We start from the raw sequence: 25073 nt of genomic DNA, 5'->3' as shown, positions 1-25073 counted from the left end.
GTTGTATCAGGCGGCGAGAACCTTGCCGTTACGCACGAACGGCAGCTTGACGACGGAGGCGGCCAACCGCTTGTCGCGGATCACGACCTGCACGGTGTCGCCGATCGCCACGTCCAGCGGCACGCGCGCCAGGGCGATCGCCTGCTGCATGCTCGGGCTGAAGGTGCCGCTGGTGATCTCGCCTTCGTTGCCGGCAGCGCTGATCACTTTCTGGTGGGCGCGCAGGATGCCGCCTTTTTCGCGAAGGATCAGGCCGACGAAGCTGGCCTGCTGGCCCTTGGCCTGCAGGGCGGCCTTGCCGATGAAGTCGCGCTCGGAGACCAGGTCGATGGTCCAGCCCAGGCCGGCGTCGAGCGGGTTCACGGTCTCGTCCATGTCCTGGCCGTAGAGGTTCATGCCGGCTTCCAGGCGCAGGGTGTCGCGCGCGCCCAGGCCGGCCGGCTTGATGCCGGCCGCCGCGAAGGCGTTCCACAGGGCTTCGGCCTTGTCGGCGGCGACGCCGATCTCGAAGCCGTCTTCGCCGGTATAGCCGGTGCGTGCGACCATGACTTCGCCGAAGGCGGTGTCGGGGACGATCACGACATTGAAAGGTTTCAGGGGCTCGGAAGCGGCCCTGGTTTCGGGCAGCACGTCCCAGGCCTTGGCGCGGGCGTTCGGGCCCTGGACGGCGATCAGGGCGATCGGATCGAGGTTGTCGGCGCTGCGGTCGCGGCGCTGGGTGATCGTCAGGCCGCTGCTGGTGGCGGCGTTCTGCTGGTTCATCCAGGCCACGTCCTTGTCGGCGGTGCCGGCGTTGACCACGATGCGGAACCAGTCTTCGCTGAAGAAGTAGACGATCAGGTCGTCGATCACGCCGCCTTCGGGATTGAGCATGCAGGAGTAGAGGGCCTTGCCCGGGACCTGCAGCTTGTCGACGTTGTTGGCCAGCAGGCCGCGCAGGAAAGCGCGCACGTTGGCGCCCTTGAGGTCGACCACGCACATGTGGGACACGTCGAACATGCCTGCGTCGGTGCGCACCGCGTTGTGCTCCTCGATCTGGGAACCGTAGTTGACCGGCATGTCCCAGCCGCCGAAGTCGACCATCTTGGCGCCAGCGGCACGGTGAGCGGAGTTGAGCGGAGTCGCTTTGAGCGTCATGGAATCCTCAGGGCAGGTGAATAGGGGGGCGGGCACGTCGCCGTGCGCTTCAATCCCCTCTGTCCTTGGTACCTGAGAGATAGCGGCGAAGCCGCCTGCCCCTTCGGTGGGCCGCTCGCTCATGCCGAGCCGCGGCCGCTCTCCAGAGTTGAGCCGGCTGCGCCATGCGCCGCCGCTCCTTGACCGGTCCTTTTGCCTGAGAGTTTGTGGGTAGTGCCCCTTCGGCGGCAGCGTGCTGCGCTCTCCCGGTCAAGACTGTGGAGGATATGTCAGGAGGGGCTTGGTGTCAACCAGCCAAGAGGGGAGAAGAGGAGGCGGAAGCGGCGGCCTGCACCCTATGAACGTCATCCCCGCGCAGGCGGGGACCCAAGTCTGCATGCGGATCGCCTGCGATTGATTGCACTGGCGATGCGACGAACTTGGGTCCCCGCCTGCGCGGGGATGACGTTGGTAAGCGGTAGGGCTGTGTTCACCGTGCGACTCCGGTTCGATTCCTGAAAGCATTGCCGCGCACTATAGAAGCACCGTGGCAGGCGTCCTGCGGCGGTTTTGCTACACTTATCCCACACACTTTGCAGGCGGATAAAAACATGAGCGAAGACAAAGCACAACAGGAAAAAACAGGCTGGTTCACGCTGTCCGGCGACGTCAATAGTGACATGGTCCACCGGGTATTCGACGCGGTCGCCGCCATGACCGAGGACGGCATCGAGACGGCCCACGTCCTGGTGCAGTCCAATGGCGGCTACGTGAGCGACGGCCTGTGCCTGTACAACTTCATGGCCAGCTCGCCGATCAAGTTTGTGATGTACAACGGCGGCGCGGTGGCCTCGATCGCGGTCATCCTCTACCTGTGCGGCAGCGAGCGCTATTGCAGCGACACGGCGCGCTTCATGGTCCACAAGTCGCATGCGACCGCCTCGCCGGGCTCGCGTCCGGATGCGCTCAACATCATCGTCGAGGGCTTGCGCGCCGACGACGCGCGCACCGAGTCGATCCTGCGCAAGACGGTCGAGCTGACCCCGGAGCAGTGGAGCATCCACCAGTATTCGGACCTGCACCTGAATGCGCGCGACGCCAAGACCGCCGGGCTGGTCAACGACATCCGCGATTTCGCGCCGCCCAAGGGCGCCATCCTGCGCAATATCTGAGCAGCGGCGCGCTGCACGCGCATCGGATTATCCGATGCGCGGAGGCCGCTTATTTGCATCGCCTCTCAATGTTGCGCCGTCTCCATGGCGCTTTGTCCGACATACACTGATACATTGATACACAAAAAGCCCGCCGGCAAGCTGCACGGCGGGCTGGCGGCTCCGGACCGGCCGGAGCGAGGCGCTCAGCGCTTGTCGTTCTTGTGGCTTTGACGGCCGGCTTCGGCATGCTGTTCCGGGGTGCCGCCGCGGGTGCCGCCGCTCGAGCCCGAACCCGATCCCGAGGAGCCTGACTGCTTGCTGCCCGAGCTCTTGCCGCCCTGGCGGCCGGCTTCGGCTTGCTGCTTCGACGAGCCGCCCTGGCTCTTGCTACCTTGCTTCGAGGCCATGATGTGTTTCCTTTCAAAGTGGGGAAGATGTCCTACTCGGCGATGTCCGAATGATTCGTGGCACGTCCGGTAAATTCATCATGCTTATCGTATTGATGAATCGCTATCGGAACACCGCCTGATGCGGTGTAGGACGAGCTCCTACAATCTCAATGCAATAACCGGCGGGTCGGGCGGCCCATCCTTGCGGACGGCTCGCAACCGCTTTGCAGCAATCTGAAGCGCACCCATTGCTTTGTGGAAATAATGTGGCAGAATGGCGGAATCTCCCCTGCTCGACGCCATGGCCATTCCATCCGCACAGACGCCCGCCGCCCGCAAGGCCGCCGCCGACCGGCAGGCGACCCTGGATGCGCTCGCCGGTATCGCCTGCCGCCACGTCAACGGCCAGGTGATGGAGATGGTTCACCGCATGGTGGCGGCCATGCTCGACATGACGAGCGCCGGCCCCGATCCCAGGCTGGCCGCGCGCCGCGTCAAGTCCGGCAACCTGCTCAGGGAAAACGCCTACGCCTACTTCCACCTGGCCTGCAGCGGGATCGAACTGGCCCTGAGCAAGGAACTCGCGGCGCTGAACCCGCAGCCGGGGGCAGGCGCGCCGGTCGCGCTGAGCCTGGTGCCCCTGGAAGAGATCGACCAGAAGCTGGCCTTCGGCGCCGTCAGCCGCCCCTTCGACATCCAGTATTCCGAGCAGCTTGCCTGCCTGGGCGTGCGCCTTGGCGTGCTGCTCGGGCGCGACCTGGTGCGCGCCGCCGGCAATCCCTTCCGTCCGGAGGTGTTTCTGGTGGCGCTGGAGGAAGCCTGGCGCGAATTCGAGCCCGAGCCCGAGGCCCATGGCCTGGTGGCGCCGCTGCTGCGCCCCGGCCTGGTGTTCGACCTGGGCCCGATGTACGAGGCCCTCAACGAGCAGCTCAAGCCGGCCCGTGCCCGCGGCGCCGACCGCTTCGCCAAGACCGACGACAGCGCCGCCCGCAAGGCCGAGCGCGCGCGGCGCGAGGCGTCGATGTCGCAGCAGCTGCGCCGCCTGTTCGGCGCCGAGGCCGCGGCGCCGGAGCCGGGCGACCTCGAGATTCCCCTGATTCCCGACTTGCCGCCGGGCGCGGGCGGCTGGCGCCCGAGCGCGGCCGGCTTCGCGCCGGCAGGGCAGGCGTCCGGAGCGGCGCCCCCATCCGGCCATGCCGCGGACGCGCACGCCGTGGCCGGGGTAGCGGCGGCCGGAGCGCCGGCGCCGCTGCTCGACGTCCTGGCGCGCATGCTTCCCGCAGGCGCCATGGTTCCCGCCTCGGCCGCGTCCGCGGCGGCCGCCGGCGGCGCGCACAAGGTCTTCTATTTGCCGCGCCTGCGCGCCGACCTGCCCAGGGGCAGCCTGTCGCGCGGCGACGAAACCACGCTCGACCTGCTGTCGCGCATCTTCGAGACCGTCCTGCTGGACGAGAGCATTCCGCCCGAGACGCGCGGCCTGATCGAATTCCTGCAGGTGCCGGTGCTCAAGGCGGCCCTGCGTGACCGCAGCTTCTTCTTCGAGGAAGCCCACCCGGCGCGGCGCATGCTGGACCTGCTGTCGAAAGCCGGCTGGGAACAGCCGCAGGGCGCCGACGACCCGCTGCTGCACGCCATGCGCAGCAGCGTCGGCCGCATCGCCACCCAGGACCAGCCCGAATTCGCGGCCGCCGTGGCCGAGCTGGAAGCAGGGCTGGCGGCGCGCGAACAGGCGGAGCAGGCCGCGATCGCCGGTCCCATCGCCCAGGCCACCCGGATCGAGAAGCAGGCCGCGGCCCGGCGCAGCGCCCAGCGCGCCATCGCGGTGCGCCTCGCGGGCGAAGAGGTGGCCGCCTTCGTGTCCGGCTTCCTGGAGCAGCGCTGGACCCCGGTGCTGACCTTTGCCTACAGCATCGAGGACAGCAAGCCGGGCGCGGTGGACAACGCCACCCGCGCGATGGACGACCTGGTCTGGAGCGTCAAGCCCAAGGCCACCCAGGAGCAGCGCAAGGCCCTGATCAAGTCGCTGCCCGGGCTGCTCACCACGCTCAACAAGTGGCTGGACGCGGTGCGCTGGCAGGATGCCGAGCGCCTGCAGTTCTTCGCCGAGCTGGCCGAATACCACGCCGCTATCGTCCGCGCCCCGATCGAAGTCTCGCCCGAGCGCCAGCTGGAACTGGCCGTCGAAGCCGCCCAGCGGGACGCGCTGCGCCGCATCGCCCAGGAACAGGCCGAAGCCGCCGGCCTGGAGGCCGAGGACGCCGACCCGGCCACGGCGGCGCTGGCGGCGCTGGAGCGCGGCATGCGCCTCGAGTTCTCGGGCGGCGGCGCGGTGCGCAAGGTCAAGCTGGCCTGGGTCAGCCCGCTGCGCAGCCTGTTCATCTTCTCGGGCGCGGGGCGCCAGGAAGCCTTCTCGCTGCCCGCCGAGCGCCTGGCGGAAGCTTTCCGCAGCGGCAGCATCAAGGTGCTCGCGCCGGAAGGCGTGGTCGGCAGGGTGCTGAGCGAAGCGGTGGCGGTCAACGACGCCACGTCAGCCGCGGCGTAGGGTCGGCGGCTCCGCCGCCGACGCGTTCAAACCACGTCTCCCGGCACGTGCGCGAGAACGGAAGGACTAACTATCACCGCGTGGACGAGGAACCCGTCCACCCTACGTGTTTCCCGGTCAACGATTCTTGCTCATGCAGCAAGCAAGCGGTGATATGATGCGGTTTTATCGCTAGCTACACTGCCGAAGGAACGTGCGCCTCTCCTCCATTAAATTGTCGGGATTCAAGTCTTTCGTCGATCCCACCAATTTCCAGGTACCGGGACAGCTCGTCGGCGTGGTCGGCCCGAACGGCTGCGGCAAGTCCAACATCATCGACGCGGTGCGCTGGGTGCTGGGCGAATCCAAGGCTTCCGAGCTGCGCGGCGAGTCGATGCAGGACGTGATCTTCAACGGCTCGACCCACCGCAAGCCGGCCGGGCGCGCCTCGGTCGAACTGGTGTTCGACAACAGCGCCGGCAAGGCGGCCGGGCAGTGGGGCCAGTACGCCGAGATCGCCGTCAAGCGCACCCTCACGCGCGACGGCACCTCCACCTATTACATCAACAGCCAGCCGGTACGCCGGCGCGACATCCAGGACATCTTCCTCGGCACCGGCCTCGGCCCGCGCGCCTACGCCATCATCGGCCAGGGCATGATCGCCCGCATCATCGAGTCGCGCCCGGAAGAGCTGCGTGTCTTCCTCGAGGAAGCCGCCGGCGTCTCCAAGTACAAGGAACGCCGCCGCGAGACCGAGAACCGCCTGTCCGACACGCGCGAGAACCTGCTGCGCGTGGAAGACATCCTGCGCGAGCTGAACGCCAACCTGGACAAGCTCGAGGCCCAGGCCGCGGTGGCCAACCGCTTCCACCAGCTGCAGGCCGACCAGGAGGAAAAGCAGAAGCTGCTCTGGCTGCTGCGCAAGAACGAGGCCAAGGCGGAACAGGTGCGCTTCTTCAAGGAGATGGAAGAAGCCCAGACCGGCCTGGAGGAACAGACGGCCAAGCTGCGCAGCGTGGAGCTGGACCTGGAACACATGCGCCAGTCCCACTTCGCCACCGGCGACCGCCTGCACCAGGCCCAGGGCGCGCTGTACCAGACCAATTCCGAGATCGGCAGCCTGGAAGCCCAGATCAAGTTCGTGGTCGAGTCGCGCACCCGCCTGCAGAACCAGCTCGGCACCCTGGCGGCCCAGCGCGACCAGTGGCTGGCCCAGGAACAGGAAACCCGCGAGCAGCTCGAGGAAGCCGAGATGAACCTGGAGGAGCTGGCCGCGCGTGCGGAAGGCGCCCAGATCGCGGTCGAGGTCCATAACGAGCGCCTGCCGGAGCTCGAAAGCGCCTGGCGCGCGGCCCAGGAAAAATCGACCGAATCGCGGGCCCGCATCATGCAGGTGCAGCAGCGCATCGAACTGTCCTCGGCCCACCAGCGCAACGCCGCCGGCATCCTGACTAACCTGGCGGCGCGGCGCGAGCGCCTGCAGCAGGAGCGCAGTGGCCTGAACCTGCCGGACAGCGCCACCCTCGACAACCTGCGCATGCAGCTCGAGGAAAAGCAGCTGGCGCTGGAAGAGCAGACCATGCTGCTGGACGACGCCACGGCGCGCCAGGACGCGGTCGAGCAGGAGCGCAAGGACGCCCACGCGCAGGTCCAGGGCGAAAGCGCCGCCAGCGCCCAGCTGGAAGCGCGCCTGCAAGCCCTGCGCCAGATGCAGGACCGGGTGCAAACCCAGGGCAAGGTCCAGCCCTGGCTGGAAAAGCACGAGCTGTCCAGGCTGCCGCGCCTGTGGCAGAAACTCGACATCGAAGAGGGCTGGGAGGCCGCTCTCGAAGCGGTGCTGCGCGAACGCTCGAACGCGCTGGAGATGTCGAACATCGACTGGGCCAAGGCCTTCTTCGGCGATGCGCCGCCGGCGCGCCTGGCGCTGTATGCGCCGCAACCGGGGGCGCCCGCCGCCGACGTCCCTGGGCTGAAACCCCTGGCCAGCCTGCTGCGCCTGAACGACCCCGGCGTGCGCGGGGTCCTGAACGACTGGCTGCACCACGTCTTCGTGGCCGAGCACACGGCCGACGCCTTCGCCGAGCGCGGCCGCCTGCCGCAGGGCGGCAGCTTCGTCACCCGCCAGGGCCACATCGTGACCCAGTCCGCGGTACGCTTTCACGCGCCGGACGCCGAACAGGACGGCATGCTGGCGCGCCAGCACGAGATCGACAACACGGCTAAGCAACTGCGCGCCCAGGCCCTGCTGGCCGACGAGGCGCGCGCCCGCGCCGTCCGCGCCGACGCCGCCGTCGCCGATTTGTCGCGCCGCCTGCAGGATGCGCGCCAGCGCGTCGGCAGCCTGACGCGCGAAGTCCACGCGCTGCAGATCGAGGTGCTCAAGCAGAGCGAGATCGAAGCCCGCTTCAACCAGCGCAGCGGCCAGATCGCGGCCGACCTCTCCGAGATCGCCGCCCAGGAAGCCGAGCAGCGCCAGGCCGCTGCGGAAGCCGAGCAGGAATTCGAGCAGCTCGACATGGAACTGGCCGAGCTGCAGGGCGCCCACGAGGATGGCCAGACCGCCTTCCTCGAGAGGGAACAGATGCTTACCCAGGCGCGCGAGAAACTGCGCGAGCTGGAACGCAGCGCCCAGGAAGCCCAGTTCGCCGAACGCTCGCAGCGCGCCCGCATCGAGGAACTGCGCCGCAACATCGCCACCGCCGCCACCCAGGCCGGGCAGGTGGCCGCCAGCCTGGCCCAGGGCAGGCTGGAGCTCGAAGCGCTGGAAGCCGGCACCGCCCACGAGGGCCTGCAGGAACTGCTGGACCGCCGCAGCGCCCAGGAGCGCGCCCTGGCCGACGCGCGCCATGAACTCGACCAGATCACCCAGCAGCTGCGCCACGCCGAGGAAAGCCGCATGCAGGCCGAGCGCAGCCTGCAGCCGCAGCGCGACCGCATCACCGAAATGCAGCTCAAGGAACAGGCCGCGCGCCTGAACCAGGAGCAGTACGCCGAGGCCCTGGCCGCCACCGGCGCCGACGAAGCCGCCGTGGCGGCGCTGGCGGAGAAGCTCGACCCCGACGTCAAGCCGTCCTGGCTGCAGGGCGAGGTCACGCGCCTGACGAACGCGATCGCCTCGCTCGGCGCGGTCAACCTGGCCGCGGTCGAGGAACTGGCCACGGCCACCGAGCGCAAGCGTTTCCTCGATTCGCAGAACGCCGACCTGCAGGAAGCCATCGCCACCCTGGAAGACGCGATCCACCGCATCGACCGCGAGACGCGCGAGCTGCTGCAGGACACTTTCGATCGCGTCAACGGCCACTTCTCGGAACTGTTCCCGATCCTGTTCGGCGGCGGCAACGCGAGGCTGGTCATGACGGGCGACGAGATCCTCGACGCCGGCGTGCAGGTGATGGCCCAGCCGCCGGGCAAGAAGAACGCCACCATCCACCTGCTGTCCGGCGGCGAGAAGGCCCTGACCGCGACCGCGCTGGTGTTCTCGATGTTCCGCCTGAATCCGGCGCCATTCTGCCTGCTGGACGAGGTCGATGCGCCGCTCGACGACGCCAACACCGAGCGCTTCTGCCGCATGGTCAAGCGCATGTCCGAGCACACCCAGTTCCTGTTCATCTCGCACAACAAGATCGCGATGGAGATGGCCAGCCAGCTGATCGGCGTGACCATGCAGGAGCAGGGCGTATCGCGCATCGTCGCGGTGGACATGGAGTCGGCGGCCGACCTGGCGGCCGCTTGAACATGGCCGGCAGGCGCGGTCCTGCCGTGTTCGGGTCATTGTTGCGCTGTGCTACACTCGCCGCGGCTGCTCAGCCATGGACCCCACACCACGCGCCGCGATGACCGCTGTCTTTCCCCATTCCGAAGCCCTCCGGGCCGTCCACCAGCTGGCCCAGGATTCGCCTGTGCCGATGGGCGTGGCCGCGCGCGCCGGCGTGGCCATCGCGCCGAACGCCGCCCTGCGCGCGCCGCTGGCCAGCCTGCGGGAGGACGCCGCCGGCCGCCTGGACGCGCTGGTGGCCGCGGTCATGGAAGGCCGGGCGGCGCATGGCGCGGATACCGTGGACCTGCCCGGCGGCGGGTGCCTGCGCCTGCAGCTGTCGCCTGTCAGGGAGGCGGACGGCGCCATCGCCGGCGTGCTCTGCGTCGGCCAGCCGGTGCAGCGCGACACGCTCGAGCGCCTGGTCGAATCGAGCCTGGTCGGCGTGGTCCGCTACCGCCATGACGGCGCCGTCAGCGACTGCAACCAGGCCTTCCTGGCGATGCTGGGACTGGAGCGCGCCGACGTAACGCGCGGCCTGTCCTGGCGCGCGCTCACGCCCGACGAATGGGTGGGCGCCGACGAAGCCTCGCTGGTCCAGCTGCGCGCGAGCGGCGCGGTGGCGCCCTTCGAAAAGGAGTTCTACCACCGCGACGGCTCGCGCGTGCCGGTGTTCGTGGGGGCGGCCGCCGACGAGGACGACCGCAGCCGCGGCGTGGCCTTCGTGCTCGACATCTCGGCCATGCGCCATGCCGAGCGCGCCTTCGCCGACATCGAAGCCAAGTTCAAGGCGATCACCAACGCCATGCCGCAGATGGTGTGGTCGACCCTGCCGGACGGCTTCCACGACTACTACAACGACCAGTGGTATGCCTTCACGGGCGTGACGCCCGGCGAGACCGACGGCGAGAAGTGGAACGGCATGTTCCACCCCGAGGACCAGGGCCTGGCCAGGGACAAGTGGCGCCATTCGCTCGCCACCGGCGAGCCCTACGAGGTCGAGTACCGCCTGCGCCACTACAGCGGCGCATGGCGCTGGGTGCTGGGACGCGCGCTGCCGGTGCGCGGCGAGGACGGCGCGATCCGGCGCTGGATGGGCACCTGCACCGACATCCATGAGCAGAAGCTGACCCAGGAAGCGCTGCGCGAGGCCGACCAGCGCAAGGACGAATTCCTCGCCATGCTGGGCCACGAGCTGCGCAACCCGCTGGCGCCGGTGCGCACCGCGGCTTCGCTGCTGCCGCTGGCCAAGGGCGACCCCGCGCGCATCGAACACATCGGCCGCGTGATCGGGCGCCAGACCGCCCACATGACCGGCCTGATCGACGACCTGCTGGACGTGTCGCGCGTCACGCGCGGCATGATCACGCTGGACCGCGAGGACATCGCCCTGCGCCTGCTGGTGGACGAGGCGGCCGAGCAGGCGCGTCCGCTGGTCGAGGCGCGCTCGCACCTGCTGGCGATCGCCGACGCGGCAGGCTATGCGATGGTGCACGGCGACCGCAAGCGCCTGGTGCAGGTGCTGTCGAACCTGCTGTCCAATGCCGCCAAGTACACGCCGGCCGGCGGACGCATCGAACTGGCCATGCGCATCGAGGGCGGTTTCGCCGAGATCGCGGTGCGCGACAACGGCATCGGCATGTCGCCCGAACTGGTGGCCAGCGCCTTCGAGCTGTTCCGCCAGGGCAAGCGCACGCCCGACCGCTCCCAGGGCGGCCTCGGCATCGGCCTGGCGCTGGTGCGCAGCCTGGTGCAGCTGCACGGCGGCGGGGTCGCCGCCCGCAGCGAGGGCGAAGGGAAGGGCAGCGAGGTCGTGGTCCGCTTGCCGCTGCATCGGCCGCCCGCGGTGAAAGACGCGGCAGTGCCGGACGCGCAAGCCGTCCCGGCCGGCGCTTCCCTGCGCGTGATGGTGGTGGACGACAACGCCGACTCGGCCGAACTGGCGGCCATGTTCCTGCGCGCGGTCGGGCACGAGGTGGCGATCGCCTACCGCGCCGAAGCGGCGCTGGACAAGGCGCGCGCCTTCGATCCCCAGGTCTGCTTCCTCGACATCGGCCTGCCGGACATGGACGGCAACGAACTGGCGCGCCGGCTGCGCCGCCTGCCGGGGCTGGAGGGCATCCGGCTGGCGGCCATGACCGGCTACGGCCAGCCGTTCGACCGCCTGTCGAGCGCGGCGGCCGGCATCGACGCCTATTTCGTGAAGCCGGTGGCGATGGACGAACTGGCGCGCTGGCTTGCCGAAGAGCAGGCCGCCTGAGCCCGCGCCATGGCGCGGGGCACGGGGAGTTGGTATGATGGCATGTCCCGCATGACGCAGGACATCTTATTGAATGAATTCGCAGCATTCGCTACTGAGGCATACGCAGCATGACTGATTTCCAAATGAGCCTGATCGCGGCCGGCGGCGTGTTCGTCGTCGGCGTCATCACCTACAACAAATGGCAGGAGTACAAGGCCAGGAAGAGCGTCGAGCGCGCCTTTGCCTCGGACCATGACGACGTCCTGATGCGCAGCGGCGCCGAGCCGAACGCCGCGGGCGAGGGCGCCGAGCGCCAGGAACCGGTGCTCGACCTGTCGGCGGAGCCGCCGCTGGCCCCCCTGACCCCGCTGTCGCCGGACGCCGGTGCCCCGCTCGAGCCCACCGTGCCGGCTCCCGCGCCGCGCGCCGCTCCCGCGGCCTCGGGTTCCGTCTCCACCTCCGCCTCCACCGTCGGCCTCGCCGATGCGCTGCCCGGCGCCAAGCCCGACATGCCGCCGGCCGAACTGGCCGAATGCCTGGTCGATCCGCTGATCGACTGCCTGATCCCGCTGTCGCTCGAAGTGCCGGTGCGCGGCGACAAGATCCTGCCTTCGCTGCACAAGCTGCGCCGCGTGGGCAACAAGCCGATCCACTACATCGGCTACGCCGTCAGCGGCGACTGGGAGCCGATCGTGCACGGCGGCGTCTACACCAAGCTGCAGGCCGGCGTGCAGATGGCCACCCGCACCACCGCACTGAACGAGATCGAGTATTCCGAACTGGTCACCCGCCTCCACGCGGTGGCCGACGAGATCGGCGCCACGCCGGAAGTGCCGGACATGATCGAGGTGATGAGCGAAGCACGCACCCTGCACCGTTTCGTGGCCGGCCACGACGCCCAGCTGGGCGTGAACCTGGCCGCCAACGGCGCTCCCTGGGCGATCTCGACCCTGATCGGCGCGCTGGAAAACCAGGGCTTCGACGTGCGCCCCGACGGCCGCTTCGCCATGCCCGACCGGGAAGCGGGCGGCGCGGGCGCCGTGCTGTTCACGCTCTCGACCAACGTGACCCTGGGCGCCGACAGCACCTCGCGCCTGACCCTGCTGCTCGACGTGCCCTGCGTGCCGCCGGCGCGCGACGGCTTCGGCGCCATGATCGACTGCGCCAAGGCGCTGACGGCGCGCCTGGACGCGACCATCGTCGACGACGGCGACCAGCCCTTGATGGACGAAGCCCTGGCCGAGATCAAGAGCCAGGTCGCCGAGTTCTACGAAGAGATGGAAGCTTCGGACATCCCGGCCGGCTCGACCCGCGCGCTGCGCCTGTTCAGCTGAGGGCCGATCGTGACGGCCCACCAGGATCCGATTGCGCGCATGGCGTGGCTGGTCGAGGAGCTCAACCGCCACATCTACAACTACCACGTGCTCGACGCGCCGACCATTCCGGACGCCGAGTACGACCGCATGTTCGTCGAGCTGCAGGGACTGGAAGCCGCCCATCCGGAAGCGGTGACCAACGACTCGCCCACCTTCCGCGTGGGCGCGGCGCCCATCCCCGAGTTCAAGCAGGTGACGCACGCGCTGCCGATGCTGTCGCTGAACAACGGCTTCTCCGACGAGGACGTCGACAACTTCGACCGCCGCGTGCGCGACGGCCTCGACACCCACCAGGTGGATTATGCGGCGGAGCTGAAATTCGACGGCCTGGCCATCAGCCTGCGCTACGAGAACGGCCTGTTCGTCCAGGCCGCCACTCGCGGCGACGGCTACACGGGCGAGGATGTCACCGCTAACATCCGCACCATCAAGGTCATCCCGCTGCGCCTGCGCGGCGCCGACATCCCGGCGGTGCTGGAGGTGCGCGGCGAGGTATTGATGTTCAAGGGCGACTTCGAACGCCTTAACCAGCGCCAGCGCGACGCCGGCCAGAAGGAGTTCGCCAACCCGCGCAACGCGGCGGCGGGCAGCCTGCGCCAGCTCGACGCCCGCATCACGGCCCAGCGCAAGCTGCGCTTCTTCGCCTACGGCATCGGCCTGCTCGACGGCGCGGCGCTGCCGGAATCCCATTCGGCGGTGCTGGACTGGTTCGACCGCCTCGGCCTGCCGGTCTCGAAGGAACGCGCCGTGGTGCGCGGTTGCCAGGGCCTGCTGGACTACTACCGCGCGATCGGCGCCAAGCGCAAGGAACTGCCCTACGAGATCGACGGCGTGGTCTACAAGGTCGACCGCGTGGCCGACCAGGCCGCGCTGGGCTTCGTCTCGCGCGCCCCGCGCTTCGCCCTGGCCCATAAATTCCCCGCCGAGGAAGCCCTGACCACGGTGCAGGCCATCGACGTGCAGGTGGGCCGCACCGGCGCCATCACCCCGGTGGCGCGCCTGACCCCGGTCTCGGTGGGCGGCGTGACCGTCACCAACGCCACGCTGCACAACGAGGACGAGGTGCGACGCAAGGACGTGCGCATCGGCGACACGGTCGTGGTGCGGCGCGCCGGCGACGTGATTCCCGAGGTGTTGTCGGTGGTGCTGGAGCGCCGCCCGCAGCCATTGGCGCCGGTGTACGAGTTGCCGAAAACCTGCCCGGTATGCGGCTCGCACGTGGTGCGCGAAGAGGGCGAGGCCGTGGCCCGCTGCACGGGCGGCCTGACCTGCGCCGCCCAGCGCAAGGAAGCGATCCGCCACTTCGCCGGGCGCCGCATGATGGACATCGAAGGCCTGGGCGACCGCTACATCGACAGCCTGGTCGAGTGCGGCCTGATCCACGGCGTGGCCGACCTGTACAAGCTCACGCTGGATGACCTGCTGAAAATGAAGCGTTTGGCCGACGAACGCGATGGCACGACGCCCGAGACGGTGAAGAACGGCAAGGTCGCTACCAAGTGGGCCGACAACCTGCTGGACGCGATCAAGGCCAGCAAGCAGCCGCCGCTGGAGCGCCTGCTGTTCGCCCTGGGCATCCGCCACGTGGGCGAGTCGACCGCCAAGACCCTGGCCGACTGGCTGGGCCGCTTCGAGCTGGTCCGGCGCGCGCCGGCCGCGCTGCTGCGCGTGCTGCCCGACATCGGCGGCACCGTGGCCGAGGCCATCGCCGAATTCTTCGCCGAGGAAAAGAACCAGAAAGCCATCGACGCCTTGCTGGCGGCCGGGGTGGCGCCGCAAGGCGAACATCCGCCCAAGGCCCAGCTGCGCGAGAAGCTCGACGAGGTCAATCTGCTGGCCGCCCTCGGGATTCCCAAGCTGACCGAGCCGCGCGCCCGCCAGCTGGTGCAGGAAGGGCAGACCCTGGAATCGCTGGCGCACCTGAAGGTGTTCGGCGTGTTCGGGCTGCCGGCCACGGTGTCCGCCGCGCTCGAGGAATGGATGGCGGTCGCGGACAACCGCGCCATGCTGGCGGCGCTCTCGGCGTTGCGCCAGGAGCTGCTGGCCCAGCTGCCCGAAGCGGCACAGGAAACGGCGGGTCCGCTCACCGGCAAGACCTTCGTGCTGACCGGCACCTTGCCGACCATGAGCCGCGACGCGGCCGGCGCGCTGATCGAGGCGGCCGGCGGCAAGGTCTCGGGTTCGGTGTCGAAGAAAACCTCCTACGTGGTGGCCGGGGCGGAGGCGGGCAGCAAGCTCGCCAAGGCCGAGGAACTGGGCGTCACGATCCTGGACGAAGCGGGCCTGCTGGATTTGCTGGCCCAGCTGAACAAATGAAAGCCAAGGTATGAACCTGATTCGCAAAGCCGTGTTTCCCGTGGCGGGCCTGGGCAGCCGCTTCCTGCCGGCCACCAAGGCGCAGCCGAAGGAAATGCTGCCCATCGTCGACAAGCCGCTGATCCAGTACGCGGTCGAGGAGGCGGTGGCGGCCGGCGTGACCGAGCTGATCTTTATCACGGGCCGCAACAAGCGCGCCATCGAGGACCATTTCGACAAGGCCTACGAGCTCGAGTCGGAGCTCGAGCAGGCCGGCAAGCACGCCCTGCTGGAGGTGGTGCGCAACGTGATCCCGAAGAACGTCAACTGCATCTACATCCGCCAGTCCGAGCCCCTGGGGCTGGGCCACGCGGTGCTGTGCGCGCGTCCCGTGGTCGGCAACGAACCCTTCGCGGTGCTGCTGGCGGACGACTTCATGGACACGGCGGCCGGCCAGAAGCCGGTGCTGGCCCAGATGGCCGACGTCTATGCCTACGAGCGCAGCAGCATCCTGGCGGTGCAGGACGTCCCGCGCGAGCACACGCGCCAGTACGGCATCGTCAGCGCCTCGCCTTACCGCGCCGGCCTGGAACTGGTGGCCGGCATCGTCGAGAAGCCCCAGCCCGAGGTCGCGCCGTCGACCCTGGCCGTGGTCGGCCGCTACGTGCTGTCGGGATCGATCTTCGAGCATCTCGAGAACCTGGGCACGGGCGCCGGCGGCGAAATCCAGCTCACCGACGGCATCGCCTCGCTGATGAAGGAAGAGCGGGTGCTGGCCTACCGCTACGCGGGCCAGCGCTACGACTGCGGTTCCAAGCTGGGCTACCTGAAGGCGACCGCCGCCATCGGCCTCAAGCACCCGGAGACGGCCGAGGGCTTCCGCGCCTGCCTGGCCGGCCTGCTGGAAGGACGGGGCGCGCCATGACCGTACGCGAAATCCTGCGCATGGGCGACCCGCGCCTGCTGCGGGTGGCCGAGCCCGTGCGCGAATTCGACACCCCCGAGCTGCACGCCTTGATTGCCGACATGTTCGAGACCATGCATGCGGCGAACGGCGCAGGGCTGGCGGCGCCGCAGATCGGCGTCAACCTGCAGCTGGTGATCTATGGCTTCGCGAACAACCAGCGCTATCCGGACGCGCCGCCGGTGCCCGAGACGGTCTTGATCAATCCCGTGCTCACGCCGGTGTCGAACGAGATGGAAGAGGGCTTCGAAGGCTGCCTGTCGGTGCCCGGCCTGCGCGGTAGCGTGCCGCGCTACACGCGCCTGCACTACGAAGGCTTCGACCAATACGGCCGGCGCATCGTGCGCGACGCCGAGGGCTTCCACGCGCGCGTGGTGCAGCACGAGGTCGACCACCTGCTGGGCATCCTCTACCCGATGCGCATCAAGGACTTCTCGCGCTTCGGCTTCACCGAAGTGATGTTCCCCCACCTCGATCCCGGAGCCGACGACTGATGCGTGCTTTCCTCCAGCGGGCCGCCCTGTGCGCGGCCTGCCTCGCCGCGGCGCCCAGCCATGCGGACGACTGGTTCACGAAGATCGATGCGGCGCCGAAGAGCGAGTTCTGGGTCGACACCGGTTTCGCCACCGCCCACTTCGACAACAAGACCGAGCGCGGGGACGACCTGAACGGCGCCAACAAGGGGCTGGGCGTCGAGTACCGCTTCAGCGGGACGATGGCGGCGACCGCGGGGCGCTTCTATAACAGCGACCGGGCCTGGTCGAACTACGCGGGCGTGATCTGGCAGCCCTACGCCATCGGGCCCGTGCGCGCGGGGCTGGCGCTGGCGGCCTTCGACGGCTATCCGAACATGCGGCATGGCGGGTGGTTCCCGGCGGCGATTCCGACTCTCACTGTCGAATACCAGCGGGTGGGGGTGAATGTGGGGATCATTCCTTCGTACCGGGACCGGCTGTATGGCGGGGTGTCAGTGCAGTTGAAGTTCAAGCTGTTCGACGGGGCGAAGTGAAGTGAAAAAAGGGGATGCGATGCATCCCCCTTTTTTGGTGAGCTTAACTTGGGTCCCCGCCTTCGCGGGGATGACGGTCTTTAGGTCGCCGGGTGAAACATATCCCCAGTCCGCTCCCTCCGCACGGCGCCCCCGCGATGGCGGGGACCCAAGTTCGTCGAGCAGCCCTCAACTCTCCTTCGGATACGGACTCTTGCCCCCCTCCGCAATAAACGCATCTATCCTCTGCTGCAACACCGGCAGCGGCACCGACCCCAGCTGCAGCACCGTATCGTGGAAGTTGCGGATATCGAACTTCGCCCCCAGCGCCTTCTCGGCCCGCGCGCGCGCTTCCTGGATCGCCATCTGTCCCAGGTAGTAGGACAGCGCCTGCCCCGGCCACGAAATATAGCGGTCGACCTCGGTCTCCACCTCGTGCTTCGACAGCGCCGTGTTCTCCATCAGGTAGGCCTGTCCCTGTTCGCGGGTCCAGCCCTTGGCGTGGATGCCGGTGTCGACCACCAGGCGCGAGGCGCGCCAGGCCTGGTAGCTCAGCATGCCGAACACTTCGTACGGGGTCTCGTAGATGCCCATCTCGGTGCCCAGGCGCTCGGAATACAGCGCCCAGCCCTCGCCGAAGGCGGAGATATAGGCGCGGCGGAAGGACGGCACGCCTTTCTGCTCCTGGGCCACCGGCATCTGGAAGGCGTGCCCGGGCGCGGATTCGTGCAGGGTCAGGGCCGGCAGGCTGTACAGGGCGCGTGCCGGCAGGTTGTAGGTGTTGACCCAGTAGGCGCCGGGGCCGCCGCGGCCGGCCGTGTAGTAGGGCGCCTGGTCGTCGGGCACGGGCAGGATGGCGAAGCGGCGGCGCGGCAGGTAGCCGAAGTACTGGTCGGCCTTGGCGTCGAACTTCTTGGCCACCCAGGCCGCGCGCATCAGGAGCTCCTCCGGGGTCTTGGCGTAGAAGCGCGGGTCGGTGCGCAGGAATTGCAGGAAGCTCGGCAGGTCGCCCTCAAAGCCCGCCTTCTTCATGGTCTCGTGCATCTCGGCGCGGATCTTGGCCATCTCGGCCAGGCCGATCGCATGGATCTGCTCGGCCGTCAGGCTGGTCGTGGTGTACTCGACGATCTTCGACTGGTAGTACGCCTTGCCGCCGGGCATGCTCTCAGCGGCCAGGGTGGTGCGCGCTTTCGGCACGTACTCGCCGACGAAGAAGTCCAGCACCTTCGCGTAGGCCGGCTGCACCTTGGCGCGGATCGCCGCGGCGGCCTGGGCGCGCAGGGCCTCGCGCTCGGCTTCCGGGATACTGGCGGGCATGTCCTTGAAGGGCGTATAGAAAATGGTGTCCTGCGGGGTCTTGGCCTGGGCGATCGAGACGATCATGCTTTCGCGTCCGGCGAGCGTCACCTTGGGCGGCGTGAAGCCGCGCGCCAGGCCGGCGCGCATGTTGGCGAGTTCCTGGTCGAAATAGCCCGGCAGGTTTTCCAGCTGGCGCACGTAGTTGCGGTAATCTTCGGCGCGCTTGAACGGGCGGCGCGCGCCATAGGTCACGTCGGTCCAGAAGGCGCTGTCGGCATTGACCGGCTGCTCGTATTCGCGGAAGCGCTGGGCGTCGAGCAGGGCGGCGATCTGGGCGCGGTAGACCGCGAAATTGATGCGTTGGCCCGGCGACAGCTCGGCTGGCCGGATCGCGTCGAGCTCCTTCAGGATGCCTTGCCAATAGACAAGACGCGCTTCCTGGGCCGGGGCATCGACACGCGCGATGTCCGGGCTGACGCCGCGCTCGTCGTCGGCGCGCGCCAGCTTTTCCGAGACGCGCCATTTCCACTCTTTGGTGTAAATTGTCTTGAACCGTGAGTCTGCCAGGTTGGCGGTTCTTGTTGCCGCCAAGGCGGGACTTATGGCAGGTCCGAACGTCAGGCCCAGCAGCACGCAAGCCGTCGTCACGACGGCGCCCAGTTTGTTTTCCATTGTTCACCTGCTTGAAGAAGAGCACTATTGCCCGGCAGTATGCATCTTAGCCGGGAAAGAGGGGAATGGATACAGCGCACGGCGGTGTGCGGCGGCTTGGCCGCGCGCCGTATTGACAACCCGTAGAGCGACGAATAGAGCAACGATACAGCATGGCGAATTCCGGTGAATCGCGGCCCGGCTCCCAGCAGCGGGCGCAGATGGGCGAGGGCGGCATGCCGGCCGGCCTGGCCGAGCACGCCCTGCGCAAGCAGGTCGCCGCGCTCGAGGCCGAGCTGGCGCACACCCGCATCCTGGCGCGCGAGCGCCACCTGCTGGCCCTCGAGGCCGAGCGGCTGCGGCGCGAGAACGGCGAGCTGGCCCAGTTGCGCGAGCAGGCCGCCGCCAGCGGCCGGCGCCAGAACGAATTCCTCGCCATGCTGGCCCACGAGTTGCGCAACCCGCTGGCGCCGCTCAGCATGTCGGCCAGCCTGCTCGACAGCGTGGCGGGTCCGACCGGCGAACTGGCCCAGGTCTCGCGCGTCATCCGGCGCCAGGTCGACCACATGGCGCACCTGCTCAACGACCTGCTGGACGCCGCCCGCATCAGCAGCGGCAAGATCTCCCTCAGCCTGGCTCCGCTGCTGCTGAGCGACGCCATCGAGCAGGCGCTCGAGACGGTCGGTCCGCGCCTGCGCGAGCGCCGCCAGCAGCTCACGGTGCGCCTGGCGCCCGAGGCACTGGTGGTGGAAGGCGACGCCGTGCGCCTGACCCAGGTCTTCACCAACCTGCTCGCCAACGCCTCCAAGTATACGGGCGACGGCGGCAGCATCGCCCTGACGGCCTGGCGCGAGCGCGCCGGCGACGTGGACCAGGCCGTGGTCGCGGTGCGCGACAGCGGCGCGGGCATCGACCCCGACATGCTGCCCCACCTGTTCGACCTGTTCACCCAGGGGCCGCGCTCGCTGGCGCGTTCCGAAGGCGGCCTTGGGGTGGGCTTGAACGTGGTCCGCAACCTGGTCGAGATGCACGGCGGCGCCGTGGAGGCGGCCAGCGCGGGGCCGGGGCAGGGCAGCACCTTCACGGTGCGCCTGCCCCTGTCGAACGGACGGCCGGCGGGACGCGGCGGGCCGCCCCTGGCGCCGGGCGAGGCCGGCAAGCGGCCCTCGCGCATCCTGGTGGTGGAGGACAACATGGACGCCTGCGACACCCTGCGCACCTTGCTCGAGCTGTCCGGCCACGAGGTCGAGACGGCCTCGGACGGCATCGGCGGGCTGGAGCGGGCCCGCAGCGGGCGCTTCGACGTGCTGGTCTGCGACATCGGCTTGCCCGGCATCGACGGCTACGACCTCATCGAGGCCCTGCGCGCGGTGGAGAACGGACACCGGCCATTCGCGATCGCGCTGTCGGGCTACGGCCAGGCCGAGGACCGCGAGCGGGCACTGGCGGCGGGCTTCGACCGCTACCTGGTCAAGCCGGCCGGGCCCGAGACCCTGCTGTCCCTGGTGGCCGAGGCGCGCCGCGCCTGACTATCCTGCTGCAACACCTGATGAAAATATGTCATGCGCGCGGAGTGCAAAGGCTATAATGTCCCGAGCCCGTTCGCGGAAAACGCCTGGTCGCCCGACATTATCGCCCCTTTTCGCTTGTCCCTTCGGCCAAGGGCGGTCTCGCGCGCCAAGGAAGACCAGCGCGGGCACGACCAACAACGACATTGACGGCAGAATCCGTATCGCGAACCAGACATGATGACGAGTAAGGGCGATCCCGGGCGCTCGGAAGGACACGCCCATCTGATCCAATCCTGGCGGCGCCTGGCCGTCCAGCTGGGGCCTCTCATCGGCGACAACGGTTTCTGCGCGCTGTTCGGGCGCGCCTGCCGGCTGGTGGGCCCGGACCACCGCTGGCTGGCGGGCACGCCGCCCTGCAAGGCTTGCGACGCCCAGGTCGGCGCGCTCGACGCCATGCTCGCCAGTGTCGCCCCCGACCAGGCCGAGGCGGCGCACGCGGCCTTGCTGCGCACCTTCACCGAGCTGCTGGCCGCCCTCATCGGCCAGGCGCTGGCAACCCGCCTTGTCGACGCCGCGTTGCTCGACGCGAAAGAGCAGAATCCACAGGAGCACAAGTAATGACGGATAAAGTAAGCCTCGGAAAATTGAGCACCGGGGTGCCCGGGCTCGATATCCTGCTGGGAGGCGGACTGAGTGAATTCTCGTTCAACCTGATCGCGGGCGCGCCCGGCTGCGGCAAGACCACGCTCGCGCACCAGATCATGTTTTCCCTCGCCACGCAGGAACGGCGCGCGCTGTTCTTCACGGTGCTGGGCGAGCCGCCCCTGAAGATGCTGCGCTACCAGCAGCAGTACGCCTTCTTCGAACTCGGCAAGGTGGGCACGGCGATCCGCTACGTGAACCTGGCCGACGACCTGCGCGCCGGCGACTTCACGGGTGTGCTGGAGCGTATCATGAAGGAAGTCGAGGATTTCTCGCCCAGCATGGTGTTCGTCGACTCCTTCCGTTCGGTAGCCCAGACCGCGCGCAGCGGCAACGAAGGCGTGGCCGACCTCCAGCATTTCATCCAGGAGCTTGGAACGCGCATGACCAGCTGGCAGGCGACCACCTTCCTGATCGGCGAGTACCTGCACAGCGACGTCGAAGCCAACCCCATCATGACGGTGGCCGACGGCATGATCGCCCTCAGCCAGCTGCACGAAGAAGATTCCGTGGTGCGCAAGATCCGCGTGGTCAAGATGCGCGGCCAGGCCCACCTGGCCGGCTCGCACACCTTCCGCATCACAGCCGACGGTGTCCGGGTTTACCCGCGTATGCTGCCGCCGCTGGCCGAGGATCACCATGCGGGCGCGGAAGTCGACCGCGAGCCGCGCCGCATTCCCACCGGCGTGCCGGGACTGGACGAGATGCTGCACGGCGGCCTGCCGCAAGGGCATTCGGTGCTGGTGACGGGCCCCAGCGGCTGCGGCAAGACCATCCTCGGCACCCGCTTCCTTCAGGAGGGCGTGCGCCAAGGCGAGAAGGGCGTGGTGATGTCCTTCGAGAAGGGGGCGGCGCGCCTGCGCAACGCCGAGCTGGCGGACCTGGTGCGGGCGGGCCAGGTGGCGGTGGTGGAAAGCCGCATGATCGACCTGACCATCGACGAACTGCTCGACGAGCTGAACCATGCCATCGACCGCACCGGCGCCCAGCGCGTGGTGGTCGACTCGCTGTCCGAAATGGGGCTCTACCTGGCGCCGGAAAGCCGGGACCGGCTGCGCGCGGTGGTATTCCGCATGCTGGCGGCCCTCGCCAAGCGCGGAGTCAGCGTGCTGGTCACGATGGGCGTGGACGACCAGTTCACCTGCTTGAAGATCAGCCATGCGGACATCGCCTACCTGACCGACGCGATCATCCTGATGCGCTACGGCGAAGCCGACGGCCTGCTGCGCAAGTTCCTGTCCGTGGTGAAGGTGCGCGGCTCCAGCCACAGCCAGGATTTGCGCGAATACGTGATCACCGGCGAGGGCTTGGACATCCATCCGCAGCGCACCGAGTACGAAGGGGTGGTGCACGGATTACCCCAGGCGCCCCGCGCGGGAAACTGAGGAAACCATGACGACGTTTCAGGGAGAAGACCAAGGCTCGCTGCAGCGTTCGTCGCACGAGGAGGCTGCCGGGGCACCGGCGCTGGCCCTCGAACAGCTGCTGCTGCGCCGCATCGAGGCGCTGGAAGCCGACAACGCAGTGCTGCGTGCGCAGGCGGAGCGCGCGCGAGAGCTGGACGTCCTGGTCCAGCAGTTGCGCGAAGCGAACGGCAACCTGGTCATGGCCGCCGTCAACGCCCAGACCTTGCGCGACGACGCCGAGGAAACCAACCGGCACCAGAATGAATTCCTGGCCATGCTGGCCCATGAGCTGCGCAATCCCCTGGTCCCGATCAGCATGTCCGCCAACCTTCTGGACAGGTCGAGCCTGGACGGCAGGCTGGGTGAGCTGACCAAGGTGATCCAGCGCCAGGTCTGCCACATGGCGCACCTGCTGGACGACCTGCTCGACGCCGCGCGCCTGAGCAGCGGCAAGATCACCCTCGCCATCCAGGCGATCGACCTCAAGGATGTCATCGCCCAGGCCGTCGAAACCGTGCAGCAGCGCATGCGCGAACGCGGACAGCACTTCGAGCTGCACTCGCCCCTCGACCCCGTGGTGGTCGACGGCGATCCGGTGCGCCTGGCCCAGGTCTTCACCAATTTGCTGAGCAACGCATCCAAGTACACCCAGGACGGCGGCGCGATCTCGCTTTCGCTGGAGTGCGGCGACGACGTGGCCGTCACGGTCGCCGACAACGGCAGCGGCATGGCGCCGGAAACCATCGCGCACGCCTTCGACCTGTTCGCCCAGGGACCGCGCACCTTGGCGCGCTCGGAAGGCGGCCTGGGGGTGGGCCTGAACGTGGTGCGCAACCTGGTCGGCATGCATGGCGGCAGCGTGGCGGCGTCCAGCGACGGCATCGGCGCGGGCAGCAGCTTCACGGTGCGCCTGCCGCTGTCGCGGCGCGCCCTGCCGGCCGGGCCGGTCGCGGCGGCGCCCGCGCAGGGAGGCGGTGCGCAGCGCATCCTGGTCGTGGAAGACAATACCGACGCCGGCGACGTGCTGCGCATGCTGCTCGAACTCGAAGGGCATGAAGTGGCGCTCGCGGCCGACGGCCACGCCGGCCTGGCGATGGCCCTGGACGGCGGCTATGACGCCATCGTGTGCGACATCGGCCTGCCGGGCATCGACGGCTACGAGCTGATCGCCCGCCTGCGCGCCGACAGCCGCGGCGCCGGGCCGCTGGCGGTGGCCTTGTCCGGCTATGGCCATCCGAGCGACCGCGAACGGGCCATGGCGGCCGGCTTCGACCGCTACCTGGTCAAGCCGGTGGGGCCGGCGGCGCTGCTCGAAGCGCTCGACGCCACGGCCCTGCAACACTAGGCCCGGCCGAGCTGCCTTTCCAGGCGCGCCAGCGCCTCCTCGATCCGCTCGTACTGCGTCGCATACGAGAAGCGCACGTGGCGCGCCGGCGCGGCGAAGCCGAAATCGTCGCCCGGCACGATCGCCACGTGGGCATCGCGCAGCAGCGCCATGCTGAAGGCCGCGCTGTCGGCGCTGTCGCGGTGCGCCACCTGGCCGATGTCCGCATACACATAGAAGGCCCCGTCCGGCATCACCGGCACCTGGAAACCGAGGTCGCGCAGGCTCGGCACCAGGAAGTCGCGGCGGCGCTGGAACTCGCGCCGGCGCTCCTCGAAGATGGCCAGGGCTTCCGGCGTGAAGCAGGCCAGGGCCGCATGCTGGGCCACCGTCGGCGCGCAGATGAACAGGTTCTGGGCCAGTTTCTCGAACACCGCCACCAGATCCTCGGGCACCACCAGCCAGCCCAGGCGCCAGCCGGTCATGTTGAAATACTTGGAGAAGCTGTTGACCGTGATGACCCGGTCGCTGAGCGCCAGCGCGCTGACGGGCGTGTGATCGTAGGTCAAGCCCTGGTAGATCTCGTCGACGATGGCGAAGCCGCCGCGCGCCTCGACGGCTGCCAGCATCTCGCGCAGCTGCTGCGGCGTCATCGAGGTGCCGGTCGGGTTCGAGGGCGAGGCCACCAGCACGCCGCGCGTGCGCGGGTTCCAGCGTTCGGCCACGTGGGCGGCGCTCAGCTGGTAGCGGTCGGCGCTGGAGGCGGGCACCAGCACCGGGCTGCCGCCGAAGCTGGTGACGAAATGGCGGTTGCAGGGATAGCAGGGATCGGGCATCAGCACTTCGTCGCCCTCGGCCACCAGGGCCGCGCAGGCGAGCAGCAGGCCGGCCGAGGCGCCGGCCGTGACCACGATGCGGCGCGGGTCGATGTCCAAGCCGTGGGTGGCGGCGTAGTGGCCGGAAATCGCTTCGCGCAGCTCGCGCAGGCCGAGCGAGTCGGTGTACTGGGTGACGCCGCCGCGGATGGCTTCCATGGCGGCCGCGGCCACGATCTCGGGCGCGGTGAAATCGGGCTCGCCCACGCTCATGCTGATGACGTCGGCGCCGGCGCGTTTCAGTTCGCCGGCGGCTTTCACCATTTCCATGACGCGGAAGGGTTCGATGGCGTGGACGCGCGCGGCGACCTGGAGGGCGCGCGCGGCCTGGGATTCGAGGGGTGTATTGACGGACATGCTGGAGCGCAGAAGAGGAGGAATTGGACGATCTTACAAGAAGACCGGCCGATTCGCTTGGGTGGGTTTTCGGGTTCCCCGCCGACGCGTTCAAACGGCGGATGAATGACCGGATCGGGTCAACTCAGCGTGGCCTGAACGCGTCGGCG

The 25073-nt window shown here is 68.8% G+C and carries 17 protein-coding genes and 2 riboswitches; of the genes, 13 read left to right on the top strand and 4 right to left on the bottom strand.

Annotated elements, in window-relative coordinates; all coding sequences use genetic code 11:
• Positions 1–6: 6 nt before the first annotated feature.
• The gene (gene gcvT, locus KBW98_RS04930; RefSeq protein ID WP_211519020.1) at positions 7–1137 is read right to left on the bottom strand and encodes a glycine cleavage system aminomethyltransferase GcvT; all 1131 of its coding nucleotides are present in this window, start codon (positions 1135–1137) and stop codon (positions 7–9) included.
• A gap of 49 nt (positions 1138–1186) precedes the next feature.
• A riboswitch (glycine riboswitch) is annotated at positions 1187–1293 on the bottom strand.
• Between the two features lie 18 nt (positions 1294–1311).
• Positions 1312–1395: riboswitch (glycine riboswitch) on the bottom strand.
• Between the two features lie 332 nt (positions 1396–1727).
• Here gcvT and KBW98_RS04925 point away from each other — a divergent pair.
• Entirely contained in the window at positions 1728–2288 is a 561-nt protein-coding gene (locus KBW98_RS04925; RefSeq protein WP_211519019.1) for an ATP-dependent Clp protease proteolytic subunit, read from the top strand.
• A gap of 185 nt (positions 2289–2473) precedes the next feature.
• Here KBW98_RS04925 and KBW98_RS04920 read toward each other — a convergent pair whose 3' ends face one another.
• The gene (locus KBW98_RS04920) at positions 2474–2677 is read right to left on the bottom strand and encodes a hypothetical protein (protein ID WP_211519018.1); all 204 of its coding nucleotides are present in this window, start codon (positions 2675–2677) and stop codon (positions 2474–2476) included.
• A gap of 256 nt (positions 2678–2933) precedes the next feature.
• Here KBW98_RS04920 and KBW98_RS04915 point away from each other — a divergent pair, with 256 nt between their 5' ends.
• From KBW98_RS04915 to KBW98_RS04880, 8 genes are all read left to right on the top strand, one after another.
• Positions 2934–5201: a DUF1631 family protein gene (locus tag KBW98_RS04915; RefSeq protein ID WP_229428988.1), complete on the top strand. Its 2268-nt coding sequence runs from the start codon at positions 2934–2936 to the stop codon at positions 5199–5201.
• A gap of 193 nt (positions 5202–5394) precedes the next feature.
• Complete coding sequence (smc, locus tag KBW98_RS04910; RefSeq protein ID WP_211519017.1) at positions 5395–8913, top strand: chromosome segregation protein SMC; 3519 nt, start codon at positions 5395–5397, stop codon at positions 8911–8913.
• Between the two features lie 76 nt (positions 8914–8989).
• Positions 8990–11194 (top strand): PAS domain S-box protein, encoded by a 2205-nt coding sequence (locus KBW98_RS04905; protein ID WP_211519016.1) that lies wholly within the window; start codon positions 8990–8992, stop codon positions 11192–11194.
• A 110-nt stretch (positions 11195–11304) separates the two neighbouring features.
• Positions 11305–12510, top strand: coding sequence for a cell division protein ZipA C-terminal FtsZ-binding domain-containing protein (locus KBW98_RS04900; protein ID WP_211519015.1), 1206 nt, complete (start codon positions 11305–11307; stop codon positions 12508–12510).
• 39 nt (positions 12511–12549) lie between these two features.
• The gene (gene ligA, locus KBW98_RS04895; RefSeq protein WP_211519028.1) at positions 12550–14868 is read left to right on the top strand and encodes an NAD-dependent DNA ligase LigA; all 2319 of its coding nucleotides are present in this window, start codon (positions 12550–12552) and stop codon (positions 14866–14868) included.
• 10 nt (positions 14869–14878) lie between these two features.
• The gene (gene galU / locus KBW98_RS04890; protein ID WP_211519014.1) at positions 14879–15772 is read left to right on the top strand and encodes a UTP--glucose-1-phosphate uridylyltransferase GalU; all 894 of its coding nucleotides are present in this window, start codon (positions 14879–14881) and stop codon (positions 15770–15772) included.
• Entirely contained in the window at positions 15769–16305 is a 537-nt protein-coding gene (gene def, locus KBW98_RS04885; RefSeq protein ID WP_211519013.1) for a peptide deformylase, read from the top strand. Before galU ends, def begins: the two co-directional genes overlap by 4 nt.
• A complete protein-coding gene (locus KBW98_RS04880) occupies positions 16305–16820 on the top strand; it encodes a hypothetical protein (protein WP_211519012.1) in 516 nt (171 codons plus the stop codon). Before def ends, KBW98_RS04880 begins: the two co-directional genes overlap by 1 nt.
• A gap of 168 nt (positions 16821–16988) precedes the next feature.
• On the opposite strand, the gene KBW98_RS04875 is transcribed toward KBW98_RS04880, so the two are convergent.
• Positions 16989–18770 carry a DUF885 family protein gene (locus KBW98_RS04875; RefSeq protein WP_211519011.1) on the bottom strand — a complete coding sequence of 594 codons (1782 nt, stop codon included), beginning with the start codon at positions 18768–18770 and terminating at the stop codon, positions 16989–16991.
• Positions 18771–18922: 152 nt separating this feature from the next.
• Here KBW98_RS04875 and KBW98_RS04870 point away from each other — a divergent pair, with 152 nt between their 5' ends.
• The 4 genes from KBW98_RS04870 (at position 18923) to KBW98_RS04855 (ending at position 23713) form a co-directional block, all read left to right on the top strand.
• Positions 18923–20278: an ATP-binding protein gene (locus tag KBW98_RS04870; RefSeq protein ID WP_211519010.1), complete on the top strand. Its 1356-nt coding sequence runs from the start codon at positions 18923–18925 to the stop codon at positions 20276–20278.
• A gap of 216 nt (positions 20279–20494) precedes the next feature.
• On the top strand, positions 20495–20878 hold the full coding sequence (locus KBW98_RS04865) for a hypothetical protein (RefSeq protein ID WP_211519009.1): 384 nt from the start codon (positions 20495–20497) through the stop codon (positions 20876–20878).
• Positions 20878–22347: an ATPase domain-containing protein gene (locus KBW98_RS04860; protein ID WP_211519008.1), complete on the top strand. Its 1470-nt coding sequence runs from the start codon at positions 20878–20880 to the stop codon at positions 22345–22347. Before KBW98_RS04865 ends, KBW98_RS04860 begins: the two co-directional genes overlap by 1 nt.
• Before the next feature lie 7 nt (positions 22348–22354).
• A complete protein-coding gene (locus tag KBW98_RS04855) occupies positions 22355–23713 on the top strand; it encodes an ATP-binding protein (RefSeq protein ID WP_211519007.1) in 1359 nt (452 codons plus the stop codon).
• Here the strand turns inward: KBW98_RS04855 and KBW98_RS04850 are convergent.
• Positions 23710–24924, bottom strand: a complete 1215-nt coding sequence (locus KBW98_RS04850) for a pyridoxal phosphate-dependent aminotransferase (RefSeq protein WP_211519006.1) — start codon at positions 24922–24924, stop codon at positions 23710–23712. The two genes, KBW98_RS04855 and KBW98_RS04850, sit on opposite strands and share 4 nt — an antisense overlap.
• Positions 24925–25073: the final 149 nt, after the last annotated feature.

The sequence above is a fragment of the Massilia sp. ST3 genome (genome assembly GCF_018119405.1).
Taxonomy (GTDB): domain Bacteria; phylum Pseudomonadota; class Gammaproteobacteria; order Burkholderiales; family Burkholderiaceae_D; genus Telluria.
Note: the sequence above shows the minus strand (reverse complement) of the source record. Positions and strands in the feature narration are given on the sequence as shown.

Excerpts from the sequence above, each read along its gene's own strand:
- gcvT (WP_211519020.1), bottom strand. The coding sequence starts at position 1,137 with ATGACGCTCAAAGCGACTCCGCTCAACTCCGCTCACCGTGCCGCTGGC.
- KBW98_RS04925 (WP_211519019.1), top strand. The coding sequence starts at position 1,728 with ATGAGCGAAGACAAAGCACAACAGGAAAAAACAGGCTGGTTCACGCTG.
- KBW98_RS04920 (WP_211519018.1), bottom strand. The coding sequence starts at position 2,677 with ATGGCCTCGAAGCAAGGTAGCAAGAGCCAGGGCGGCTCGTCGAAGCAG.
- KBW98_RS04915 (WP_229428988.1), top strand. The coding sequence starts at position 2,934 with ATGGCGGAATCTCCCCTGCTCGACGCCATGGCCATTCCATCCGCACAG.
- KBW98_RS04905 (WP_211519016.1), top strand. The coding sequence starts at position 8,990 with ATGGACCCCACACCACGCGCCGCGATGACCGCTGTCTTTCCCCATTCC.
- KBW98_RS04900 (WP_211519015.1), top strand. The coding sequence starts at position 11,305 with ATGACTGATTTCCAAATGAGCCTGATCGCGGCCGGCGGCGTGTTCGTC.
- ligA (WP_211519028.1), top strand. The coding sequence starts at position 12,550 with ATGGCGTGGCTGGTCGAGGAGCTCAACCGCCACATCTACAACTACCAC.
- galU (WP_211519014.1), top strand. The coding sequence starts at position 14,879 with ATGAACCTGATTCGCAAAGCCGTGTTTCCCGTGGCGGGCCTGGGCAGC.
- def (WP_211519013.1), top strand. The coding sequence starts at position 15,769 with ATGACCGTACGCGAAATCCTGCGCATGGGCGACCCGCGCCTGCTGCGG.
- KBW98_RS04880 (WP_211519012.1), top strand. The coding sequence starts at position 16,305 with ATGCGTGCTTTCCTCCAGCGGGCCGCCCTGTGCGCGGCCTGCCTCGCC.
- KBW98_RS04875 (WP_211519011.1), bottom strand. The coding sequence starts at position 18,770 with ATGGAAAACAAACTGGGCGCCGTCGTGACGACGGCTTGCGTGCTGCTG.
- KBW98_RS04870 (WP_211519010.1), top strand. The coding sequence starts at position 18,923 with ATGGCGAATTCCGGTGAATCGCGGCCCGGCTCCCAGCAGCGGGCGCAG.
- KBW98_RS04865 (WP_211519009.1), top strand. The coding sequence starts at position 20,495 with ATGATGACGAGTAAGGGCGATCCCGGGCGCTCGGAAGGACACGCCCAT.
- KBW98_RS04860 (WP_211519008.1), top strand. The coding sequence starts at position 20,878 with ATGACGGATAAAGTAAGCCTCGGAAAATTGAGCACCGGGGTGCCCGGG.
- KBW98_RS04855 (WP_211519007.1), top strand. The coding sequence starts at position 22,355 with ATGACGACGTTTCAGGGAGAAGACCAAGGCTCGCTGCAGCGTTCGTCG.
- KBW98_RS04850 (WP_211519006.1), bottom strand. The coding sequence starts at position 24,924 with ATGTCCGTCAATACACCCCTCGAATCCCAGGCCGCGCGCGCCCTCCAG.